This is a genomic window from Nocardioides panacisoli (assembly GCF_039537325.1).
Classification (GTDB): Bacteria; Actinomycetota; Actinomycetes; order Propionibacteriales; family Nocardioidaceae; genus Nocardioides; species Nocardioides panacisoli.
The window spans coordinates 1-18,492 of sequence record NZ_BAABAH010000021.1 but is presented as its reverse complement, the minus strand read 5'-3'; the positions used below and the strand labels follow the sequence as shown (position 1 = coordinate 18,492).

At 71.8% G+C, this 18,492-nt stretch carries 22 protein-coding genes and 1 tRNA gene; 17 read left to right on the top strand and 6 right to left on the bottom strand.

Annotation, left to right across the window (positions count from 1 at the left end; translation table 11 throughout):
* Positions 1–22: 22 nt before the first annotated feature.
* The gene (gene nudC, locus ABD709_RS20155; RefSeq protein WP_344778855.1) at positions 23–931 is read left to right on the top strand and encodes an NAD(+) diphosphatase; all 909 of its coding nucleotides are present in this window, start codon (positions 23–25) and stop codon (positions 929–931) included.
* A 9-nt stretch (positions 932–940) separates the two neighbouring features.
* Here nudC and ABD709_RS20150 read toward each other — a convergent pair whose 3' ends face one another.
* On the bottom strand, positions 941–1,189 hold the full coding sequence (locus ABD709_RS20150) for a mycoredoxin (protein WP_344778853.1): 249 nt from the start codon (positions 1,187–1,189) through the stop codon (positions 941–943).
* A gap of 104 nt (positions 1,190–1,293) precedes the next feature.
* Between ABD709_RS20150 and ABD709_RS20145 the strand changes: the two genes are divergently transcribed.
* The 5 genes from ABD709_RS20145 to ABD709_RS20125 all read left to right on the top strand — a co-directional run bounded on the left by ABD709_RS20145 (position 1,294) and on the right by ABD709_RS20125 (position 4,800).
* Positions 1,294–3,375 carry an ATP-dependent DNA helicase UvrD2 gene (locus tag ABD709_RS20145; protein WP_344778851.1) on the top strand — a complete coding sequence of 694 codons (2,082 nt, stop codon included), beginning with the start codon at positions 1,294–1,296 and terminating at the stop codon, positions 3,373–3,375.
* A gap of 124 nt (positions 3,376–3,499) precedes the next feature.
* Positions 3,500–3,754: a hypothetical protein gene (locus ABD709_RS20140; RefSeq protein WP_344778849.1), complete on the top strand. Its 255-nt coding sequence runs from the start codon at positions 3,500–3,502 to the stop codon at positions 3,752–3,754.
* Positions 3,755–3,914: 160 nt separating this feature from the next.
* On the top strand, positions 3,915–4,214 hold the full coding sequence (locus ABD709_RS20135) for a WhiB family transcriptional regulator (RefSeq protein WP_344778847.1): 300 nt from the start codon (positions 3,915–3,917) through the stop codon (positions 4,212–4,214).
* Positions 4,215–4,284: 70 nt separating this feature from the next.
* Complete coding sequence (locus ABD709_RS20130) at positions 4,285–4,458, top strand: hypothetical protein (protein ID WP_344778845.1); 174 nt, start codon at positions 4,285–4,287, stop codon at positions 4,456–4,458.
* Between the two features lie 174 nt (positions 4,459–4,632).
* Positions 4,633–4,800: a hypothetical protein gene (locus ABD709_RS20125; protein ID WP_344778844.1), complete on the top strand. Its 168-nt coding sequence runs from the start codon at positions 4,633–4,635 to the stop codon at positions 4,798–4,800.
* Positions 4,801–4,816: 16 nt separating this feature from the next.
* Here ABD709_RS20125 and ABD709_RS20120 read toward each other — a convergent pair whose 3' ends face one another.
* The 3 genes from ABD709_RS20120 to ABD709_RS20110 all read right to left on the bottom strand — a co-directional run bounded on the left by ABD709_RS20120 (position 4,817) and on the right by ABD709_RS20110 (position 5,957).
* Entirely contained in the window at positions 4,817–5,272 is a 456-nt protein-coding gene (locus tag ABD709_RS20120) for a hypothetical protein (protein ID WP_344778841.1), read from the bottom strand.
* The gene (locus ABD709_RS20115; protein WP_344778839.1) at positions 5,269–5,670 is read right to left on the bottom strand and encodes a hypothetical protein; all 402 of its coding nucleotides are present in this window, start codon (positions 5,668–5,670) and stop codon (positions 5,269–5,271) included. The genes ABD709_RS20120 and ABD709_RS20115 overlap by 4 nt, the downstream gene beginning before the upstream one ends.
* Positions 5,671–5,798: 128 nt before the next feature.
* Positions 5,799–5,957, bottom strand: coding sequence for a DUF5679 domain-containing protein (locus ABD709_RS20110; RefSeq protein ID WP_344778837.1), 159 nt, complete (start codon positions 5,955–5,957; stop codon positions 5,799–5,801).
* 153 nt (positions 5,958–6,110) lie between these two features.
* On the opposite strand from ABD709_RS20110, the gene ABD709_RS20105 reads away from it, so the two are divergent.
* From ABD709_RS20105 to ABD709_RS20095, 3 genes are all read left to right on the top strand, one after another.
* Entirely contained in the window at positions 6,111–6,917 is an 807-nt protein-coding gene (locus tag ABD709_RS20105; RefSeq protein WP_344778835.1) for an enoyl-CoA hydratase/isomerase family protein, read from the top strand.
* Positions 6,918–7,261: 344 nt separating this feature from the next.
* Positions 7,262–8,314 (top strand): PHP domain-containing protein, encoded by a 1,053-nt coding sequence (locus ABD709_RS20100; RefSeq protein ID WP_344778833.1) that lies wholly within the window; start codon positions 7,262–7,264, stop codon positions 8,312–8,314.
* 9 nt (positions 8,315–8,323) lie between these two features.
* Positions 8,324–8,878, top strand: a complete 555-nt coding sequence (locus ABD709_RS20095; RefSeq protein ID WP_344778831.1) for a M48 metallopeptidase family protein — start codon at positions 8,324–8,326, stop codon at positions 8,876–8,878.
* A gap of 7 nt (positions 8,879–8,885) precedes the next feature.
* Here the strand turns inward: ABD709_RS20095 and ABD709_RS20090 are convergent, their stop codons facing one another.
* Positions 8,886–9,437, bottom strand: coding sequence for an NUDIX hydrolase (locus ABD709_RS20090; protein WP_344778829.1), 552 nt, complete (start codon positions 9,435–9,437; stop codon positions 8,886–8,888).
* Complete coding sequence (locus tag ABD709_RS20085; protein WP_344778827.1) at positions 9,434–10,783, bottom strand: zinc-dependent metalloprotease; 1,350 nt, start codon at positions 10,781–10,783, stop codon at positions 9,434–9,436. The genes ABD709_RS20090 and ABD709_RS20085 overlap by 4 nt, the downstream gene beginning before the upstream one ends.
* A 52-nt stretch (positions 10,784–10,835) precedes the next feature.
* Between ABD709_RS20085 and ABD709_RS20080 the strand changes: the two genes are divergently transcribed.
* The 8 genes from ABD709_RS20080 to ABD709_RS20045 all read left to right on the top strand — a co-directional run bounded on the left by ABD709_RS20080 (position 10,836) and on the right by ABD709_RS20045 (position 18,362).
* Complete coding sequence (locus tag ABD709_RS20080) at positions 10,836–11,264, top strand: molybdenum cofactor biosynthesis protein MoaE (protein WP_344778825.1); 429 nt, start codon at positions 10,836–10,838, stop codon at positions 11,262–11,264.
* 35 nt (positions 11,265–11,299) lie between these two features.
* Entirely contained in the window at positions 11,300–11,602 is a 303-nt protein-coding gene (locus ABD709_RS20075) for a hypothetical protein (protein ID WP_344778823.1), read from the top strand.
* A 63-nt stretch (positions 11,603–11,665) separates the two neighbouring features.
* Positions 11,666–12,703, top strand: a complete 1,038-nt coding sequence (locus ABD709_RS20070) for a YlbL family protein (protein WP_344778821.1) — start codon at positions 11,666–11,668, stop codon at positions 12,701–12,703.
* A 20-nt stretch (positions 12,704–12,723) separates the two neighbouring features.
* The gene (locus ABD709_RS20065; protein ID WP_344778819.1) at positions 12,724–13,302 is read left to right on the top strand and encodes a PPA1309 family protein; all 579 of its coding nucleotides are present in this window, start codon (positions 12,724–12,726) and stop codon (positions 13,300–13,302) included.
* Positions 13,299–16,268: a UPF0182 family membrane protein gene (locus ABD709_RS20060; RefSeq protein WP_344778817.1), complete on the top strand. Its 2,970-nt coding sequence runs from the start codon at positions 13,299–13,301 to the stop codon at positions 16,266–16,268. Before ABD709_RS20065 ends, ABD709_RS20060 begins: the two co-directional genes overlap by 4 nt.
* A gap of 4 nt (positions 16,269–16,272) precedes the next feature.
* Positions 16,273–16,887 carry a trimeric intracellular cation channel family protein gene (locus ABD709_RS20055; protein WP_344778815.1) on the top strand — a complete coding sequence of 205 codons (615 nt, stop codon included), beginning with the start codon at positions 16,273–16,275 and terminating at the stop codon, positions 16,885–16,887.
* A gap of 99 nt (positions 16,888–16,986) precedes the next feature.
* Entirely contained in the window at positions 16,987–18,192 is a 1,206-nt protein-coding gene (locus ABD709_RS20050; RefSeq protein ID WP_344778813.1) for an exonuclease/endonuclease/phosphatase family protein, read from the top strand.
* 96 nt (positions 18,193–18,288) lie between these two features.
* Positions 18,289–18,362: transfer RNA gene (locus ABD709_RS20045), tRNA-Met, on the top strand.
* Positions 18,363–18,492 lie beyond the last annotated feature (130 nt).

Here is an 18,492-nt window from a genome sequence, read left to right as displayed (position 1 = left end):
CGCAGTCACTAGCCTCGGTGTCGTGACCTATCCGCACCTGGACCTGGCCCGCGACCCGCACGACCGGCTCGGGCTGATGCGCACCGACGAGGGCTGGCTGGAGGAGCGCTGGGACGCCCCGGACGCTCTGGTGCTGGTGGTGTCCGGGACGCGGGTCCGGCCCGTCGGCGGCGCGCTCGATTGGCTGCCGACGGCCAAGGCGCCGGACGGCCTGCGGGTGCTGCTGGGCGAGCGCGACGGGACGACGTACTGGGCCGTCATCACCGGACCGGAGCAGGCGGCCGCGGAGAAGGAGGCATGGCTCCCGCTGCGCGGGTTGCTGCCGGTTCTCTCCGGGGACCGCGCTCATGCACCGCTGGTCTTCCACGCGCTGGGGCTGGCGGAGTGGCACTGGGCGACGAGGTTCTGCCCGCGCTGCGGCGGCCGGCTGGTCGCCCGCGCGGCCGGCCACGAGCTGGTCTGCCAGGACTGCGGCAAGCCGCAGTTCCCGCGATCGGATCCCGCGGTGATCATGCTGGTGGCCGCCGGGGAGCCCGGCAGTCCTCAGGAGCGCTGCCTGCTCGGACGCCACCCGAGCTGGCCCGAGGGCCGCTACTCGACGCTCGCCGGGTTCTGCGAGCCGGGCGAGACGCTCGAGGACGCCGTCCGGCGGGAGGTCTTCGAGGAGAGCGGCGTCCGGGTGGGGGAGGTGACCTACTTCGGCAACCAGCCGTGGCCGCTGCCGAGCAGCCTGATGCTCGGGTTCCACGCCCGCGCCGAGACCGAGGACATCCGCCTCGACGACGCCGACGTCGAGGACGCGCGTTGGTTCACCCGCGAGCAGATGCGCGAGGGAGCCGAGTCCGGGTCGCTGGTGCTGCCCGGCGGGGTCTCGATCAGCCGCTCGCTCGTCGAGAGCTGGTACGGCGGCCCGCTGCCCGGCAGCTGGTGAGCGCCTCGCTCAGGCGGCGAGCTCCTCGAGCTTCGCCTTGACCTGGGCGATCGAGGGGTTCGTCTGCGCGGTGCCGTCGGCGTAGACCAGGGTCGGGACGGTCTGGTTGCCGTCGTTGGCGGACTCGACGATCTCGGCCGCTCCGGGCTGCTGCTCGATGTCGACGATGTCGAAGGCGATGCCCTCACGGTCCAGCTGGCTCTTCAGCCGGCGGCAGTAGCCGCACCAGGTGGTGGTGTACATCGTGAACGCGCTCATCGGGTCCCGAACCTCCGTGCTTGTTGTGTCTGGGGGGTCGCCTACGTTGGTCTTCATCTAACCGTGCGCCGCACCCGCCTGTTCCCGAGGGAGTTGCCCCACCGATGACCACCGCGTCCACCGCCCGAGGTGTCGAGGCGCTGCTCGCCGGGCTCGACCCGGAGCAGCGCCAGGTCGCGGAGACCCTGCGCGGGCCGGTGCGCGTGCTCGCGGGGGCGGGCACCGGCAAGACCAGGGCGATCACCCACCGGATCGCGCACGGCGTGCACAGCGGCCTCTACGTGCCGACCGAGGTGCTCGCGGTCACCTTCACCACCCGCGCGGCCGGCGAGCTCCGCCAGCGGCTCCGCCAGCTCGGTGCGCCCGGCGTGCAGGCGCGGACGTTCCACAGCGCCGCGCTGAGGCAGCTGCGCTACTTCTGGCCGCACGTCCACGGCACCGAGCTTCCGCAGCTGACCGAGTCCAAGCTCGGGATGATCGCCGGCGCCTGCCGCCGGCTCGGCCTCGCGGCCGACCAGGCGCTGCTGCGCGACCTGGCCTCGGAGATTGAGTGGGCCAAGGTGAGCAACGTCGGCGCGGACGACTACGCCCGGGTCGCGCAGCAGCGCGGGCGCTCGGTCGCCGACCAGGCGCCGGACGTGGTCGGCAAGGTGTTCGCGGCCTACGAGGAGGTCAAGCGCGAGCAGGGCCGGATGGACATGGAGGACGTGCTGCTGCTGACCGCCGGGGTGCTCGCCTCCGACGAGCGGGTCGCGGCCCAGGTGCGCCGGCAGTACAAGTGGTTCGTCGTCGACGAGTTCCAGGACGTCTCGCCACTGCAGTCCGCGCTCCTCGACCTCTGGCTCGGCGGCCGCGACGAGCTGTGCGTGGTGGGCGACCCGGCCCAGACGATCTACTCCTTCGCGGGCGCGCAGTCGTCCTACCTCCTGGACTTCCCCCAGCGCTACGAGGGCACGACCTCGATCGAGCTGGTCCGCAACTACCGCTCCACCCCGCAGGTGGTCGAGGCCGCCAACAAGCTGCTGGCCGGCACGCCGAGCGCCGGCGTCGAGCTGCGGTCGCAGCAGGCCGCCGGGTCGGCCGTGGGCTACGGCGGGCACCCGGACGAGGTCGCGGAGGCCGCGCAGGTCGCCGACCAGATCCTGCGGCTGCACCGCCGCGGGACGGCGTACGGCGAGATGGCCGTGCTGTTCCGGATCAACGCCCAGTCCGAGACGTTCGAGGACGCGCTCGCCGACCGCGGCATCCCCTACGTCCTGCGCGGCGCGGCCCGGTTCTTCGACCGCCCGGAGGTGCGCGAGGCGGTGACCCGGCTCCGCGGCGCGGCGCGCTCGGGGCAGGGGGCCGACGAGCCGTGGCTCACGGTGGTGCGCTCCGTCCTCGGCGGCATGGGCTGGACCGAGGAGGCACCCTCGGTCCGCGGGCAGGTCCGCGACCGCTGGGAGTCGTGGCAGGCGCTCGCGAACCAGGCGGAGGAGTTCGCGGAGGAGCAGGGGATCGAGGCGTCGCTCAACGGCTTCGTCGACGAGCTCGACCGCCGCGCGACCGAGCAGCACGCGCCGACCGCCGACGGCGTCACGCTCGCGACGTTCCACGCGGCGAAGGGGCTGGAGTGGGACGCGGTGTTCTGCTGCGGCGTCCAGGACGGCACCCTCCCCATCACCTACGCACAGGCCGACCCCGCGGGCATCGAGGAGGAGCGGCGGCTCCTCTACGTCGGCATGACCCGCGCGCGCACCGACCTCTCGATCTCGTGGGCGGCGGCACGCAACCCGGGGCAGGCGCCCCGCCGCCAGCCCTCGCCGTTCCTGCGCCCGTTGCTCCCGGAGTCCCAGCAGCCCGAGCGGCTGCGCAGCCGCGCGCGCGTCGCCCGCTGCCGCGAGTGCCACCAGCCGCTGACCACGCCCGCCGAGAAGAAGCGCGGCCGCTGTGCGGAGCACCCCGTGCGCTACGACGAGGCGCTCTTCGACCGGCTCAAGGCCTGGCGGCTGGAGACCGCCCGCGAGGCCGGCGAGGACGGCAAGCCACTACCGGCGTACGTCGTCTTCACCGACGCGACGCTGGAGCTGATCGCCGAGCACAAGCCGGCCGACGCCGGCGCCCTCGGCCGGATCAACGGGGTCGGCCCGAACAAGCTCGAGCGCTACGGCGAGGCCGTTCTCGGGCTCGTGGCAGAAAACCTTTGAAATAAGTCAGAAAATGGTTTGCCCCTTACATGACAATCCCGATAGCCTGCGGAGCACACGGCAAACCCCGCGCACCACGGCCCTGACAAGGCCGGCGCACGAGCACCTGAAGGAGGTGGCACTGATGGAGATCTACATGAACCAGCCGAACGACGCGATCGCGTTCGCTGCGTCCACCGCCGCGCTCGTCGCGCTCCCGTGCGCCACCTCTGCCCTCCGGACCGATGTCCAGGGCACCCGTGTGTTCGCAGCCTGGGACGCCGTCGACGCGACCGTCGTGGTCAAGCGCGAGCGCACCGCCGGCATCGGCATGGGCCACCTCGGCTTCGCCACGCCGACCGCCGCCCAGGGTTCTCCCGCCTGGAGTCCGCCACTCTGACATGAGACGTCAGATCAGCAGCCTCCAGGCCGCGGAACCCGAAACCGGGATCCGCGGCCTTTGTGTTTCTCTCCGGAGTCACCGAGACCGCGGACTCGAATCCCAGGCAAACACCGATGAGTCAACCAACGCGATCAGGTCAGAAGAGGAGGTGAAAGAGATGACGACCAGTGTTCTCGAGCCGACGCTGTCCTCGTTGCACGACGAGGCGAGCTTCGTGGAGGAAGACAGGCTGCCCTGCCGGGTCAACGACCCCGAGCTGTGGTTCGCCGAGTCCCCGACCGACGTGGAGTTCGCCAAGGCGCTGTGCAAGGACTGCCCGGTGCAGGAGATGTGCCTGGCAGGCGCGCTCGAGCGGCGCGAGCCCTGGGGTGTCTGGGGCGGTGAGCTGTTCCTCTCAGGAGCGGTGATCCCCCGCAAGCGACCCCGAGGCCGTCCCCGCAAGGACGCGGCCGCCTGACCGAGGCGCCCGGCAACCGATCCTCGACCCTCTTTCCACCCAGCACGATCCCAAGAACCGGAGAAACCACATGAACACCATGCATGAAGACCTGGCGCGCGCGCAGATGTCCGCGCGCCTGGGAGAGGCGCACCTCAAGCGCGAGGCCAAGGCAGCTCGTGCTGCGGCCCGCGCTCGGCACCTCAGCCGTCAGGCTGAGCGTGCCGCGCAGCAGGCGCGTCTCGCTCTTGCTCGCGCGCTCTGAGCATCGGAGCAGATCAGTCCAGAAGTGAATCCTCCTCTCCCCGGTGAGATCCCAGGGAGAGTCACGCACCTGATCGCGGGTGACTTATCGGAAACTGCGGCCGGTCCGACATCGTCGGGCCGGCCGCAGTCCATTTTTCGCGACCAGCGAGGAGCCCGGTGCGATGCTGGTGGGGTGCCGGTCAGCTGCGACTACTGCGGACGCCCCTCGCCCGACGGCGAGGACACCCCGCTGACGTGGAGCACGGCACTCGAGAACGGCAGGGTCCGCCGGTTCTGTGACATCTGCTCGCGGGAGCACCTGCGAGCGATGGAGGGGAAGCTCGACAGCGAGCACTGGTGACGGGCTCGTCCGAGCCTCAGGGCAGGTGCAGCATCGTGTCCCACGCGCAGCCGCACTCCGGGTGCCGCAGCCAACGTGTCACCGCCGGCGCCTCCGTGGCACCGATCTCGACCGTCGCCGACCAGGTGCTCGGCTCGTCGCCCTCGACGTAGCGGGTGAGATCCCGGACCGCCCACGAGAGCGCCAGCAGGTCGAGCACCGGGTCGACGGGCGGGGACGCCACCTCCCGCTGTGCGGCCTGCTCGACCAGGAACGGGAGGCGCGGATCGTCCTCCGACTCGTGCGCGTCGACGCATCGCACGCATGCCGTGCGGCCCGGGAGGACGAACGGCCCGACCCGCCGACGCGGGCCCACACCCTCGACGAGCAGGTGGGGGACACCGGCCTGCACCAGCGGGTCGACCAGGCTGCGGCGGGCCGGCCCGGCGGCGAGCACCAGCCACGTCCCCGCGGCCTCCTCGTCGACCGTCAATCCCGCGACCTCGAGCAGCTCCTGCAGCCCGGCCGCCGCAGCGGGTTCGGCCAGGACGCCGATCGCCGTCGTGCGTCGGGCCTCACGGCGGCGGCGGGCGTCGTCACCGACAGGAGCAGCTCGGCGGGCCGAGGGGCTGTGGTCGCGTCCGGCGTACCGAGCACGACCAGGCCGCGCGCCAGGAGCCGGTCGAGGGCCAGCCGGGCGTCGTGGTCGAGGTGCTCCGCAGGAGTGCCGGCCTCGAGGCCGGCGAGGAGCTCTCGCACCGACGGCCGGTCCGGCAGCCTGACCGCCCACGGCCGGTGGCATCCCACCTGCAGGGAGCCCGCGTCCCGGCGCAGGACCGGGAAGCCGGGACGGAGGCGGAGAACCGTGGTCGGAGCGTGGACGCTGGTCACGCTGCGAGGGTGGCACGGGACCGCGGGCCGTTGCCGGCACGATCCACAGGGGCCTCCCTCCACAAAAGAGCCGCGGGCGGCTCCACCGTGGTGGGGCCGCCCGCGCAGGGTCTGCGTACAGCGGTACGTCAGGCCTTGCCGAGAATCCGGTTGAGGTTGGTGCCGCACACGGGGCAGACGGCCTTCGCCATCCGGGTGCCCTTGTCGTTCACCTTGACCTCGCCCTCGGCTTCGCGCTTGGCCTTGCACTTCACGCAGTAGAACTCGCCGCTCCAGGTCTCCGCCATGACGGCCTCCTTGCTTTTCGGTTGTTCGGTCGTCGCGACGGGGGGACTGCCTCTTTCGCAAGCAGGGGGGAAGCCCGTCGGGGCCGGCGTCGGAACACCGAACCAACTTGACCCTACGGCACGCGGCCTCGAAGTCGCTGTACCGTCCCCCGCATGTCTGAATCCGGCGTTTCCGGGCTCCGATCGCTGCGACTCGAGCGACCGGCCCCCGGAGTGGTCCTGCTGGTCCTCGACGACCCGGGGATGCGCAACGCGATGAGCGAGGAGATGACGGCGTCCTGGGTGCGCGCGATCGACCACCTGGCCGGCGATCCGACGGTGCGCGTGGTCGTCGTGACGGGGGAGGGTAGCGCGTTCTGCTCGGGTGGCAACACGTCCTGGATCGCCTCGGAGCCGGACGCGACGCCGGCGCGGCTGCGGGAGCGGATGCTGCCGTTCTACCGGGCCTGGCTGTCGATCCGCCGGCTCGAGGTGCCGACGATCGCGGCGATCAACGGACCCGCGATCGGTGCGGGGCTGGCGCTCGCGCTCGCGTGCGACATCCGGTACGCCGCCCGCGGCGCGCGCATGGGCGTGCCGTTCCTCAAGCTCGGCATGCACCCGGGGATGGCGACGACGTACCTCCTGCCCGACGTCGTCGGCCCCGCGGCGGCGCGGGACCTGCTGCTGACCGGCCGTCTGGTCGACGCCGACGAGGCGCTCGGGCTGGGGCTGGTGTCCCGTGTGATCGACCCGGACGACTTCCGCGCGACGGTGCTCGACACCGCGGCCGGCGTGGCCGGCACCGCCCCGATCGCCAGCCGGCTCACCAAGACCGCCCTGCAGCGCGGGCACGCGAGCATCGACGCCTGCCTGGACTGGGAGGCGCTGGCCCAGCCGGTCACCCTGGCCACCGAGGACCTGCAGGAGGGCATCCGTGCCGCGCAGGAGAAGCGCCCTCCGGAGTTCCGCGGACGTTGACGAATCATGACGCAGCGAGGCCCCCGGTCCGCAGGATCCCGTCGCTTGCCTTCCCCTTGCGAACGGCGGGTGCGGGCCGGAGGCCTCGTCTGGGACGCAACGCTAGGGAGGCCGGACCGGTGGGTCAATCCGGCGCGGACCTGCCTTGTGGACAGGGTTGTGGACAGTGTTGTGGATGAACCGCCGGACCGGTGGAGGACGCGTCGCACGCGGGGGATCAGCTGTGGAGCGAACCTGCGACGCGGGGTGTCGGGCGGGCGCCGTACCGTGGGCGTGACCTGCCGGGACGCAGTGCACAGGTTCGTCCACCGGCTGTGGACAAGAAATTCCCAGGAGGAAATTCGGTGACCGAGGACGATGTCCCGACGCCGGTCGGCGCGCTGCGCCGGATCGCGTTCCTCCTGGAGCGCGGCCGTGCCGACACCTACAAGGTCCGCGCCTTCCGCGGTGCGGCGTCGGCGATCCTTCCCTTGCCGCAGGAGGAGCTCGAGGCGGCGGCGGCCGCCGGCACCCTGACCGACCTGCCGGGCGTCGGTGCCAGCACCGCGAAGGTGATCGCCCAGGCGCTCGCGGGCCAGGTGCCGACCCGGCTGCTCGAGCTCGAGGAGGAGTACGGCGACCCGCTCACCGCCGGCGGCGCCGGGATGACCCTGCGCGGGGCGTTGCGCGGCGACCTGCACACCCACTCCGACTGGTCGGACGGCGGCTCGCCGATCGAGGAGATGGCGATGACGGCCATCGAGCTCGGCCACGACTACCTGGTGCTCACCGACCACTCGCCGCGGCTCAAGGTCGCCCGCGGCCTGAGCGCCGAGCGGCTCGCCCGCCAGCTCGACGTCGTGGCGGCGGTCAACGAGCACCTCGCTGCGGCCGGCGCGGACGGGTTCCGGCTGCTGCGCGGCATCGAGGTCGACATCCTCGACGACGGCGGGCTCGACCAGACCGAGGAGATGCTCGGCCGGCTGGACGTGCGCGTCGCCAGCGTGCACTCCAAGCTCGCCATGGAGCCGGACGCGATGACCCGGCGGATGGTCGCGGCGGTCCGCAACCCGTTCACCAACGTGCTGGGCCACTGCACCGGCCGGCTGGTGAAGGGCAACCGCGGCACCCGGCCCCAGTCCCGGTTCGACGCGCGGGCCGTCTTCGAGGCGTGTGCCGAGAACGACGTGGCCGTCGAGATCAACGCGCGGCCGGAGCGGCGCGACCCGCCCACCGACCTGCTGGGGCTGGCGGGCGACATCGGCTGCCTGTTCTCCATCGACAGCGACGCCCACGCACCGGGTCAGCTGGACTTCCAGGTGCTCGGCTGCGAGCGCGCGGAGGAGGCCGGCATCGACCCGGACCGGATCGTCAACACCTGGCCGCGGGAGCGGCTCCTGGAGTGGGCGAAGCCTTAGGTTTTCTCCATGGCGAAGGAGGCGGCGGGGCCGCCGGTGGAGATCCGCCGCTCGCGGCGGCGTCGCCGTACGGTCTCCGCCTACCGCGAGGGCGAGAAGATCGTCGTGCTGATGCCGGACAACCTGAGCCGCTCCGAGGAGCGCAGCTGGGTGCGCACGATGATCGCCCGGATCGAGCGGCGTGAGCGCAAGGCCTCGCTCACCGACGAGGACCTGCTGCGCCGGGCGCGCCTCCTCAACGACTCCTACCTCGGTGGGCTCGCCGACCCCGTGTCGGTGTCCTGGGTCGCCAACCAGCGGGCACGGTGGGGCTCGTGCACGCCGGGGGACCGGACCATCCGGCTCTCCGAGCGGCTGCAGCAGATGCCCGGATGGGTGCTCGACTACGTGATCGTGCACGAGCTGGCGCACCTGCTCGAGCCGGCGCACACCACGGCGTTCTGGGCGTGGGTGGCGCACTACCCGCAGGCGGAGAAGGCGAAGGGCTACCTGCTCGGGTGGTCGGAGGCGGCCAGGCTGCCGCCGCCTCCGTCGGAGGAGGACCTGCCGGTCGACGCGGACTAGCGGCGACCTAGCGCCGGGCGGCGACCAGGTCGCGGGCCAGGCCCACGAGGTGGACCATGCTCGGCTCGAGCTCCGGCAGGCCGTCGACGGGCCACCAGCGGACGTCGAGCGACTCCTCGCTGACGACCTCCTCGCTGCCCGGCGGAGCGATCGCGACGTACCGGACGTCGAGGTGGAGCACCTCGCCGCGCGGGTCGCAGAACGGCACCGGGTGGATGTCGAGCTGGGCGGGGGACGGCACGAGCTCGAGGCCGATGATCCCGGACTCCTCGCGGGCCTCGCGGCGGGCGACGTTGGCGAGCGAGACATCCGCCCGCTCGCAGTGCCCGCCGAACGCGACCCAGCGCTTGGCCTTCCCGTGCAGGTTCAGCAGGACCCGGTCGCCGCTGGGGTCGATGACCAGGGCACCCGCGGTGATGTGCCGGGGGTACGACGAGCGCCACATCCCGTCGGGCGTGTTGTGCAGGTGGCGCACGAACTTGACCCGCAGGTCCTCCTGCTCGTCGTCGGGCGCCGCCCACGTCGCCAGCGACGCGAGGGCGTCCTCGTGGAGGCTCATTCCTCCCCTGGCGACCCGGGCTCCGGCGAGCCCGGGTCCTCGGGGGAGTCGGGCCCCTCGAGGAGCTTGCGCAGCTCGGCGTCGAACTCCTCCTCCGAGAGGTCGTCGGGAGCGGTGGCCTCGGAGCGGAAGGACAGCGGGTCGTCGAGGTCCGCGGCGGTCGGCAGCAGGTCGGGGTGCATCCAGACGCCGTCGCGGGCCTCGGCGCCGGCCCGGGCGCGCAGGCCGCCCCAGAGGGTGGACGCGTCGCGGAGCCGGCGCGGCCGGAGCTCGAGACCGACGAGGGCGGCGAACGTCTGCTCCGCCGGCCCGCCGGCGGCCCGGCGGCGCCGTACGGCCTCGCGCAGCTGGGCAGCGGCCGGCATCCGCTCGGCGGTCGCCTCGCTGACCACCTCGTCGACCCAGCCCTCGACCAGCGCGAGGGCGATCTCGAGCCGGGACAGCGCCGCCGCCTGGCGCGGGGAGTTCGGCGGGTCGAACAGACCGCCCTCGAGCAGGCTCTGCATCGCCTCGGGGTTGGTGGGGTCGATGCCGCTGAGCTGCTCCTGGACGCGCTGCTGGATCTGCTCGGCGTTGATCTCCAGGCCCTGGGCGTAGTCGGTCACCGCGCCGATCAGGTGCTCCCGCAGCCACGGGACGTGGGCGAAGAGCCGCTGGTGGGCGGCCTCGCGCAGGGCGAGGTAGAGGATCACGTCGTCATCGCTGACACCGAGCCCCTCGCCGAACGTGCGGACGTTGCTCATCACGAGCGCGGCCTTGCCGGGCGCTCCGAGCGGCAGCCCGATGTCGGACGCGGTGAGCACTTCGCCGGCGAGAGCGCCGAGGCCCTGGCCGACCTGGTGCGCCATCAGTGCGCCGACGGCCTGCCCGACGATGCCGAGGAACGGCCCGGCCTGCGCGCGGATCTCGTCCGGCAGCGCGCCGGCGAGCCCGGTCACCGACGTCGCGGCGACCGGCTCGACGAGCACCTTCCAGACCGGCCGTGTCTCCACCAGCCACTCCGCGCGGCTCCAGGCCGCGGTCGTCGAGACACCGGACGGGAAGCCGGTGACGACGTCGAGCCAGTGGTCGGCCAGCTGGATGGCGTCCGCGACCCGGCTCGCGTCCCGCGAGGTGGGGGAGGGGTCGGCCTCCTGGGCGATGGCGGCGCGGGCCAGGTCGTCGGCGACCTTCCAGTTCAGCGGGCCCTCGTGCGGCTGCAGCATCGACTGCAGCTGCCCGAACAGCTGGGACAGGTCGAAGCCGCCCGCACCTCCCGCCGCCCCCTTGAAGAGGTTCTCGAAGGGCGTGCCCTTGAACGGGTTGGGGTCCTCGGGACCGCCGCCACTGACCGGCTCGTCGCTCATGCCCCAAAACTACGCCGCGGCCCCATGCCACCGCGGGTTTAGTCTCTGCGACATGAGCCACCCCGCGGTCCGCATGGCCGCCATCTCGGACCAGCCGCTGTCGGTCGACGACGTGGTGGCGAGCCTGGACGACCCCGGCGCCGGCGGGCTGGTGCTGTTCGTCGGCCGGGTGCGCGACCACGACCACGGCCTGGGCGTGACCGGGTTGTCCTACTCCGCGCACCCTTCGGCGCTCGACCGGCTGCGTGAGGTCTGCGAGAAGGTCGCGACGTCCTACGACGTGCGTGGTGTCGCCGCTGTGCACCGGGTGGGCGACCTCGCCATCGGCGACCTCGCGGTCGTGGTCGCGACGACCGCCGGCCACCGTGGGTCCTCGTTCGACGCGAGCCGGGCCCTCATCGACACCCTCAAGGCCGAGGTGCCGATCTGGAAGCACCAGCTGTTCACCGACGGCACGGAGGAATGGGTCGGCGCGCCCTGACCGATCCGGCCGCTCCGGCGACCTACGCTCCTGGGGTGGAGATCCTGCTGTGGCTCGTGCCCGCGGCCGTCGTGACGGTCGCGACCATGCTGTGGGTCGGCTGGCTGAGCTCGGCACGTCGCGAGAACCGCGGTGCGGTCGACCGCGAGACGGCCGCCCGGCGGCTCGGTGAGGCGCTGAGCCGCGAGCCCAAGCGGCGTCCGGGCTATGCCGCTCCGCGGCGCACGCCGGAGACCAGCACCGGCGTCGCCGTACGCCGCGCGGCGCGGCCGGTGGTCGTGTCCCGCCGCGACGAGCCGGCCACGGAGTCCGAGCGGCGCGACCGCCGGGCGTCCTGAGCCCGTCCCGACGGCGCCGGGGCACCGGCGAACGGCCTTGTCGCAGGTGAGAAGGTAGGCGCCATGACCCAGCGCATGATCGCCGTGTGCATCGCGGCGCCCTTGCTGCTGGTGCTGGCGGTGGTCGCGCTGGCGGTGCCGCTGCCCTATGCCTATGAGAGCCCGGGGCCGACGTACAACATCCTCGGCACGGACCAGAACGACTCCGAGCTGGTGCAGGTCGACGGGCACCGCGTCTACCGCGACGACGGTCAGCTCCGCTTCACCACCGTGCGCACCTCGCCGTACGGCGAGAAGCTCACGCTCGGTGAGGCGCTCTCCAAGTGGCTGAACCCCGACGACGCCGTCATTCCCTACGACATCGCTCACCCGCCGACCGTGACGGCCCAGGAGGAGGAGAGCCAGGGCGCGGTCGACATGGTCACCTCGCAGGACAACGCGATCGCCGTGGCGCTGGAGGAGATGGGGACGCAGGTCCCCAAGCGGATCCAGGTCGCCGCCGTCACGGACGGCCTCCCGGCGGCGTCGAAGCTGCAGGTGCACGACATCTTCGTCTCGGCCGACGGCAAGAAGGTCACCTCGGCACAGGACGTGGTCGACGCGGTGACCTCGCACCAAGCGGGGGACCCGGTGCACCTCGTGGTGCTGCGCGACGGCCGGCGACTGACGGTCGACGTCGCGCCGAAGGAGGTCGACGGCGAGCCGCGGATCGGGGTCACCGTCGGGATCGGCTACGTGTTCCCGTTCGACATCTCCATCAACGTCGACCCGACGATCGGCGGGCCCAGCGCGGGCCTGATGTTCTCGCTCGCCGTCTATGACACCCTCACCCCCGGCTCGCTGACCGGCGGTCACGCGATCGCCGGCACCGGTGAGATCGAGCCGGACGGCTCGGTCGGACCGATCGGCGGCATCCAGCAGAAGATCGCCGCCGCCGACGACGCGGGTGTCGAGCTGTTCTTCGTCCCGCCGGACAACTGCGAGGACGTGAAGGGCCTCGACCCCGACCTGAAGCTGGTCAAGGCCGACACCATGCACGATGCGCGGATCGCGCTCCAGGACTTCGCGTCCGGCCACGACGACGACCTTCCCCACTGCTGAGCGAACGAGAGCGACCTTTCGTGGACTACGACCTGGACGTCGACCCGGCGCTGGCTGCCGCGGTGCTCGAGATCGAGGCGCACCACGCCGCCGCGGGCTGGGACCAGCCGGCGGGGCTCTACGCGCTGGTGGACACGGCGCAGCTGGTGGCGCACGAGCCGCAGCTGGCCGCCGCGCTCGGCCTGGACGCCCCCCGCGAGCAGGGCTCGCTGACGCCGATCCAGCAGGAGGAGCTGCGCGCCGACCAGCCGCTGGAGGACGTGCTCCCGAGCATCGTCTGGCCCGGCGGGGTGCACGGGTGCGCCGCCGTGGTGGAGCGCCTGGTGCTGCCGCCGGCCGCCGACGGACAGGTGCCCGAGGATCCCGCCGAGGCTGAGGAGTTCGTGCGCGAGCACCCGGGCCGCGAGGAGGTCCGCATCGTCGCCGGGGTGACCCGGCACGGATCGACGTACTGTGCGGTGCGGCTGCGCAACCACGACGAGGACTCCTCCGTGATGGGTGGCCGCGACCTGGTGCCGGGGCTCCTCGAGCTGCTCCGCGGCACTCTCGACGACACCGACGACACCGGCGAGCCGGAGAGTGAGGGGGACGGGCGATGAGCGAGCTGTTCGACGACGAGGAGGCCGACCAGCCCGGACCGCGCCGGCCCGGCCGGCGGGCGCGCGCGCTGGTGATCACCGGTGCCGTGCTGCTGCTGGGGTTCTTCGCGCTCACGACGTTCGCGGCCGTCTACACCGACCGGCTCTGGTACCGCTCGGTCGGCTACACCGAGGTGTGGTCGACGATGCTGTGGACCCGGGTCGGGCTGTTCCTCGTGTTCGGCGTGCTGATGGGCGCGGTCGTCGGGGTCAACATGCACCTCGCCTACCGGTTCCGGCCGCTGTTCCGCATGCCCGGCGGCGACGGGAGCGTGGACCGCTACCGCGACGCGATCACCCCGATCCGCACCTGGCTGCTCATCGGCGTCTCGGTCGTCGTCGGCGTCTTCGCGGGCACCTCCGCCATCGGCCAGTGGCGCAGCTACCTGCTGTGGCGCCACGGCCACTCCTTCGACCAGAAGGACGCCTACTTCCACAAGGACATCAGCTTCTACGTCTTCGACCTGCCCTGGTGGCACTTCCTGGTCGACTACGTGCTGGCGGCGATGGTCGTCGCGCTGCTCGCCACCGCGATCGTGCACTACCTGTACGGCGGCATCCGATTGCAGGTGCAGCACGACCGCCTCTCCGGCGCCGCCCAGGTGCAGCTGTCGGTGCTGCTCGGCATCTTCGTGCTGGCCAAGGCGGTCGACTACTACCTCGACCGCTACGACCTGGTGACCTCCGACCACGACCTGTTCACCGGCATGAACTACACCGGCGAGAACGCGCTGCTGCCCGCCCGCAACATCCTGATGGGCGTCTCGCTGATCTGCGCGGTGCTGTTCTTCCTCAACATCTGGCGGCGCACCTGGCAGCTGCCATCGGTCGGACTCGCCCTGCTCGCGCTCTCGGCGATCCTGCTCGGGATGATCTGGCCGGGCATCGTCCAGGCCTTCCAGGTCAAGCCGTCGGAGGCCGACAAGGAGAGCTCCTACATCAGCGCCAACATCAAGGCGACCCGCGAGGCGTTCGACATCGACAACGTCGAGTCCGAGCCGTTCCGCGGTACGCCGGCCAACGGCGAGGTGGCCGGAGAGGACCTGTCGGGGCAGCTGACCCGCGTCCCCCTGGTCGATCCCCAGCAGGTGCGCCAGACCTTCAACCTGCGCCAGCAGCGCTACGCCTACTACTCGGTGCCCCCGGTGCTCGACGTCGACCACTACGACGTCGAGGGCACCGACCAGCCGCTCGTGCTCGGCGTGCGCGAGCTCGACCAGGACGGCATCAACCCCTCGGACCGCAACTGGTCCAACCTGCACACCGTCTACACGCACGGCGAGGGCATCATCGCGGCGTACGGCGACAAGGTCGGTGACAAGGACAACGACCGGATCGTGTGGGCGGAGGGCCTCGCGCAGAACGCGGACCTGTTCTCGGGCCCCGACGGCACCCAGATCCAGAACGGCATCTACTTCGGCGAGGACAGCCCGTCGTACTCGATCGTCGGCAAGTCCAGCCCGGACGCCAAGGACGTCGAGCTCGGCCTCGACCTCAACCGCGGCTCCGAGGGCAGCCAGGAGACGACCACGTCGACGTACGCCGGGAAGGGCGGGGTGCCGGTCGGCAGCACGTTCAACCAGCTGATGTACGCCATCAAGTTCGGCGAGCCGAACTTCCTGCTGTCGGGGCGCGTGAACGACAACTCCAAGGTGCTCTACAACCGCGATCCCACCCAGCGGGTGGAGGCGGTCGCGCCGTGGCTGACCGTGGACGGCGACCCCTACCCGGCGGTGGTCGACGGCCACATCGAGTGGATCCTCGACGGCTACACGACGACGGACCACTACCCGAACTCGCAGCGGGAGTCGTTCGCGGCGATGATCGACGACTCGCTGCAGAAGAACACCGGGCTGCAGACGGTGCCGACCGACCAGATCAACTACATGCGCTCGGCGGTGAAGGCGACGGTCGACGCCTACGACGGCACGGTCACGCTCTACGCCTGGGACGAGTCCGACCCGATCCTGCAGACCTGGATGGACGTCTTCCCGGGCACGGTGCAGCCGAAGTCCGCGATCCCCGACGACCTGATGCAGCACCTGCGCTACCCCGAGGACCTGTTCAAGGTGCAGCGCTACCAGCTCGCGAAGTACCACGTGACCGACCCGGGCCAGTTCTTCCAGGGCAACGACCAGTGGGAGGTCGCGGAGGACCCGAACGTGAGCAACACCTTCCAGCCGCCCTACCGCGTCTTCACCGGCGATGGGCAGTGGTCGATGACGTCGGTCTTCGTGCCCCGGGGCAAGAGCACGGTCGCGTCGTTCGCGTCGGTCAACTCCGACGCGGAGTCCGACGAGTTCGGCCAGATCAAGCTGCTCGAGATGACCGACGAGAACACGCCGGCCCCGGCCCAGGTCGCGAACGACATGGAGCAGAACGACGAGGTCCGGGACAAGCTGCTGCCCTACATCAACGGCAGCACGCCACCGAGGTACGGCAACCTGCTCACCCTGCCCGTCGACAACGGGCTGGTGTACGTCGAACCGGTGTACGCCGCCAAGACGACCGGCGCCTCCGGGTACCCGATCCTGCAGTTCGTCATCGTCTACTACGGCGGCGACGTCGGCATCGGCAGCAACCTCAAGGAGGCGCTGGCCGACGTCCTGAACGTGACCCCGCCGCCGGACAACAACGGCAACGGCAACGGGAACGGGAACGGGAACGGTGACAACGGGAACGGGCAGCACGGCAACGGACCGAAGCTGACCCTGGACCAGCAGATCCTGCAGAAGCTGAACGCGGCGTCGGAGGCCTTCGACCGCGCCGACCGGGCCCTGTCCGACGGCGACCTGCAGGAGTACGCCGACCAGACGGCGAGGGCGCAGCAGCTCGTCAACGAGGCCCTGAACCTGGCCGACCAGCGTGACTCGGCCACGCCACCGGAGTCACCGGGGGCATCGCCGACCTCGGGTGGCGGAGGGTAGTCCGGTGCTGCTCGCGCTCGACCTGCTCGGGATCTTCGTGTTCGCGATCTCCGGCGGGCTGGTCGCGGTGCGCAACCAGCTGGACATCGTCGGAGTCGTCGTCCTGGCGATGGCGACCGGGCTCGGTGGCGGCGTCATCCGCGACGTGCTGATCGGCGCCGTTCCGCCGCCGGCTCTCGACGACTGGCGCTACCTGGCCGTGCCGGCGGGGGCGGGCCTGGTGACGTTCCTCTGGCACCCGGCGGTCGAGCGGCTCGAGCGCGTCATGAACGTCTTCGACGCCGCCGGCCTCGGCATGTTCTGCGTGGCCGGCGCGCTCAAGGCGCACGACTACGGCCTCGGCCCGGCGCCGGCCGCCGCGCTGGGCATGCTCACGGGCATCGGCGGGGGAGTGATCCGCGACCTGCTCGCCGGACGGGTGCCGGTGGTGCTGCGGTCCGGCGAGCTCTACGCGATCCCGGCGCTCGCCGGCGCCGCCGTCGCCGCGACCGGCGTCGAGCTCGGCGTACGGCCGGCCGTCGTCGTCGTGCCGGGCGCCGTGCTCGCCTCGGGCTGGCGGCTGCTGGCGTTCCGCAAGGGCTGGACCGCACCGGCTCCACGGGTCAGCCCTCCCCGCTGACGGCGCCGGCCGTCCCGTCGGGACGAAGGTCCCTGGCCGAGCGCCCGCGGTGAGCGCAGGGTGGTGGGCACGACTGTCGACCGATCCCTGGGAGGGACGATGAGGAGATCCCCGGTCCTCGTGGTGCTCGCGTTGCTGATGGCGGGCCTCGCGCTCGCGACGCCCGCGGCCCACGCACGGCACGACGGGCCGCAGGGCGGCCACCACCCGGCCAAGCCGCTCACGGTGATGACGCGGAACCTCTACCTCGGGGCCGACATCAACCGGCCGGTCCAGGCGGCCCTGGCCGCTCAGGCGGGGGGCGGCACCCAGACGGACGTGCTGCTCGCACTGGCGCACGCGACCTACGCGACCCGCGCCATCGTGGACCAGACGAACTTCCCGGTGCGGGCCGGGCTCCTGGCCGACGAGATCAAGCGGACGCACCCGGACCTGGTCGGGCTGCAGGAGGTCGCCTGGTGGCGGCACGGCCCGCTGCAGCTGACCCAGGTCGGCGTCCCGAACGCGGACATCACCGACTACGACTTCCTCGCGACACTGCTCGACGCGCTCGCACAGCGCGGGCAGCACTACGTGCCCGTCGTGGTCGGCAACCGGGCGGACGTGGAGGGCCCCAGCTTCACCGGCAGCCCGTTCGACGGGACCATGGGTGCCGACGCGCGCGACGTGCGGCTCACGATGCGCGACGTCATCCTGAAGAGGAAGAGCAGCGATCTCCGCGTGACGGGCCATGGTGACCACGTGTACGCCACGAACCTCTCGGTGCCGGTCGCCGGCAGCACGATCAGCTTCGACCGCGGCTATGAGTGGGTCGACGTGCGCGACGGCTCGAAGCGGCTGCGGTTCGTCAACACCCACCTCGAGGCGTTCAGTGCCGACATCGCCGCCGCGCAGGCCACCGAGCTGCTCGAGGGAGCGCCGGCCACGGACCGCACGACGGTCCTGGTCTGCGACTGCAACTCCGACCCGCTCAACCACTCGGTCGACACCTCGATCGGCGACACGCTGCCGCACAGCGCGGCGTACGACCTGATCACCGGGCAGGGCGGCTTCACCGACGAGTGGCTGACGTGGGCACCTGCTGCCGACGGCTGGACCTCGGGACTGTCCGAGACCGTGGACGACCCGACGGCCGCGGGCTTCGACCACCGCATCGACATGGTCTTCGCGCGGACCGCCCGCGGCTCGGGTCTCGCGGTCGACAAGGGCAAGGTCACCGGGACGAAGCCGGGCGACCGGGACCCCGGCACCGGGCTGTGGCCCTCCGACCACGGCGGCGTGGTGCTGCGGCTGCGCGGGTACTGACCGACCTCACGGCCACCGGTCCGGGCGGCGCCGGCCCGGCCCGGTGGACCCGATTTGGTGGCGTTTCGCCCCATGCCGTAACGTTGGATTCACCGACGCGGGGTGGAGCAGCTCGGTAGCTCGCTGGGCTCATAACCCAGAGGTCGCAGGTTCAAATCCTGCCCCCGCTACAATGTGATGTCTCAGGACATCTGCAAGATCCGAACCCACGGAGTGGGTTCGGATCTTGGTCATTTGCGGGGTTGGTAGTCGGTGTTGGTGTCGATGGTGAGGTCTCGGAGGAGCTCGCCGGTGATGGCG

Excerpts from the sequence above, each read along its gene's own strand:
- ABD709_RS20150 (WP_344778853.1), bottom strand. The coding sequence starts at position 1,189 with ATGAGCGCGTTCACGATGTACACCACCACCTGGTGCGGCTACTGCCGC.
- ABD709_RS20145 (WP_344778851.1), top strand. The coding sequence starts at position 1,294 with ATGACCACCGCGTCCACCGCCCGAGGTGTCGAGGCGCTGCTCGCCGGG.
- ABD709_RS20140 (WP_344778849.1), top strand. The coding sequence starts at position 3,500 with ATGGAGATCTACATGAACCAGCCGAACGACGCGATCGCGTTCGCTGCG.
- ABD709_RS20135 (WP_344778847.1), top strand. The coding sequence starts at position 3,915 with ATGACGACCAGTGTTCTCGAGCCGACGCTGTCCTCGTTGCACGACGAG.
- ABD709_RS20130 (WP_344778845.1), top strand. The coding sequence starts at position 4,285 with ATGAACACCATGCATGAAGACCTGGCGCGCGCGCAGATGTCCGCGCGC.
- ABD709_RS20110 (WP_344778837.1), bottom strand. The coding sequence starts at position 5,957 with ATGGCGGAGACCTGGAGCGGCGAGTTCTACTGCGTGAAGTGCAAGGCC.
- ABD709_RS20105 (WP_344778835.1), top strand. The coding sequence starts at position 6,111 with ATGTCTGAATCCGGCGTTTCCGGGCTCCGATCGCTGCGACTCGAGCGA.
- ABD709_RS20095 (WP_344778831.1), top strand. The coding sequence starts at position 8,324 with ATGGCGAAGGAGGCGGCGGGGCCGCCGGTGGAGATCCGCCGCTCGCGG.
- ABD709_RS20090 (WP_344778829.1), bottom strand. The coding sequence starts at position 9,437 with ATGAGCCTCCACGAGGACGCCCTCGCGTCGCTGGCGACGTGGGCGGCG.
- ABD709_RS20085 (WP_344778827.1), bottom strand. The coding sequence starts at position 10,783 with ATGAGCGACGAGCCGGTCAGTGGCGGCGGTCCCGAGGACCCCAACCCG.
- ABD709_RS20080 (WP_344778825.1), top strand. The coding sequence starts at position 10,836 with ATGAGCCACCCCGCGGTCCGCATGGCCGCCATCTCGGACCAGCCGCTG.
- ABD709_RS20070 (WP_344778821.1), top strand. The coding sequence starts at position 11,666 with ATGACCCAGCGCATGATCGCCGTGTGCATCGCGGCGCCCTTGCTGCTG.
- ABD709_RS20060 (WP_344778817.1), top strand. The coding sequence starts at position 13,299 with ATGAGCGAGCTGTTCGACGACGAGGAGGCCGACCAGCCCGGACCGCGC.
- ABD709_RS20050 (WP_344778813.1), top strand. The coding sequence starts at position 16,987 with ATGAGGAGATCCCCGGTCCTCGTGGTGCTCGCGTTGCTGATGGCGGGC.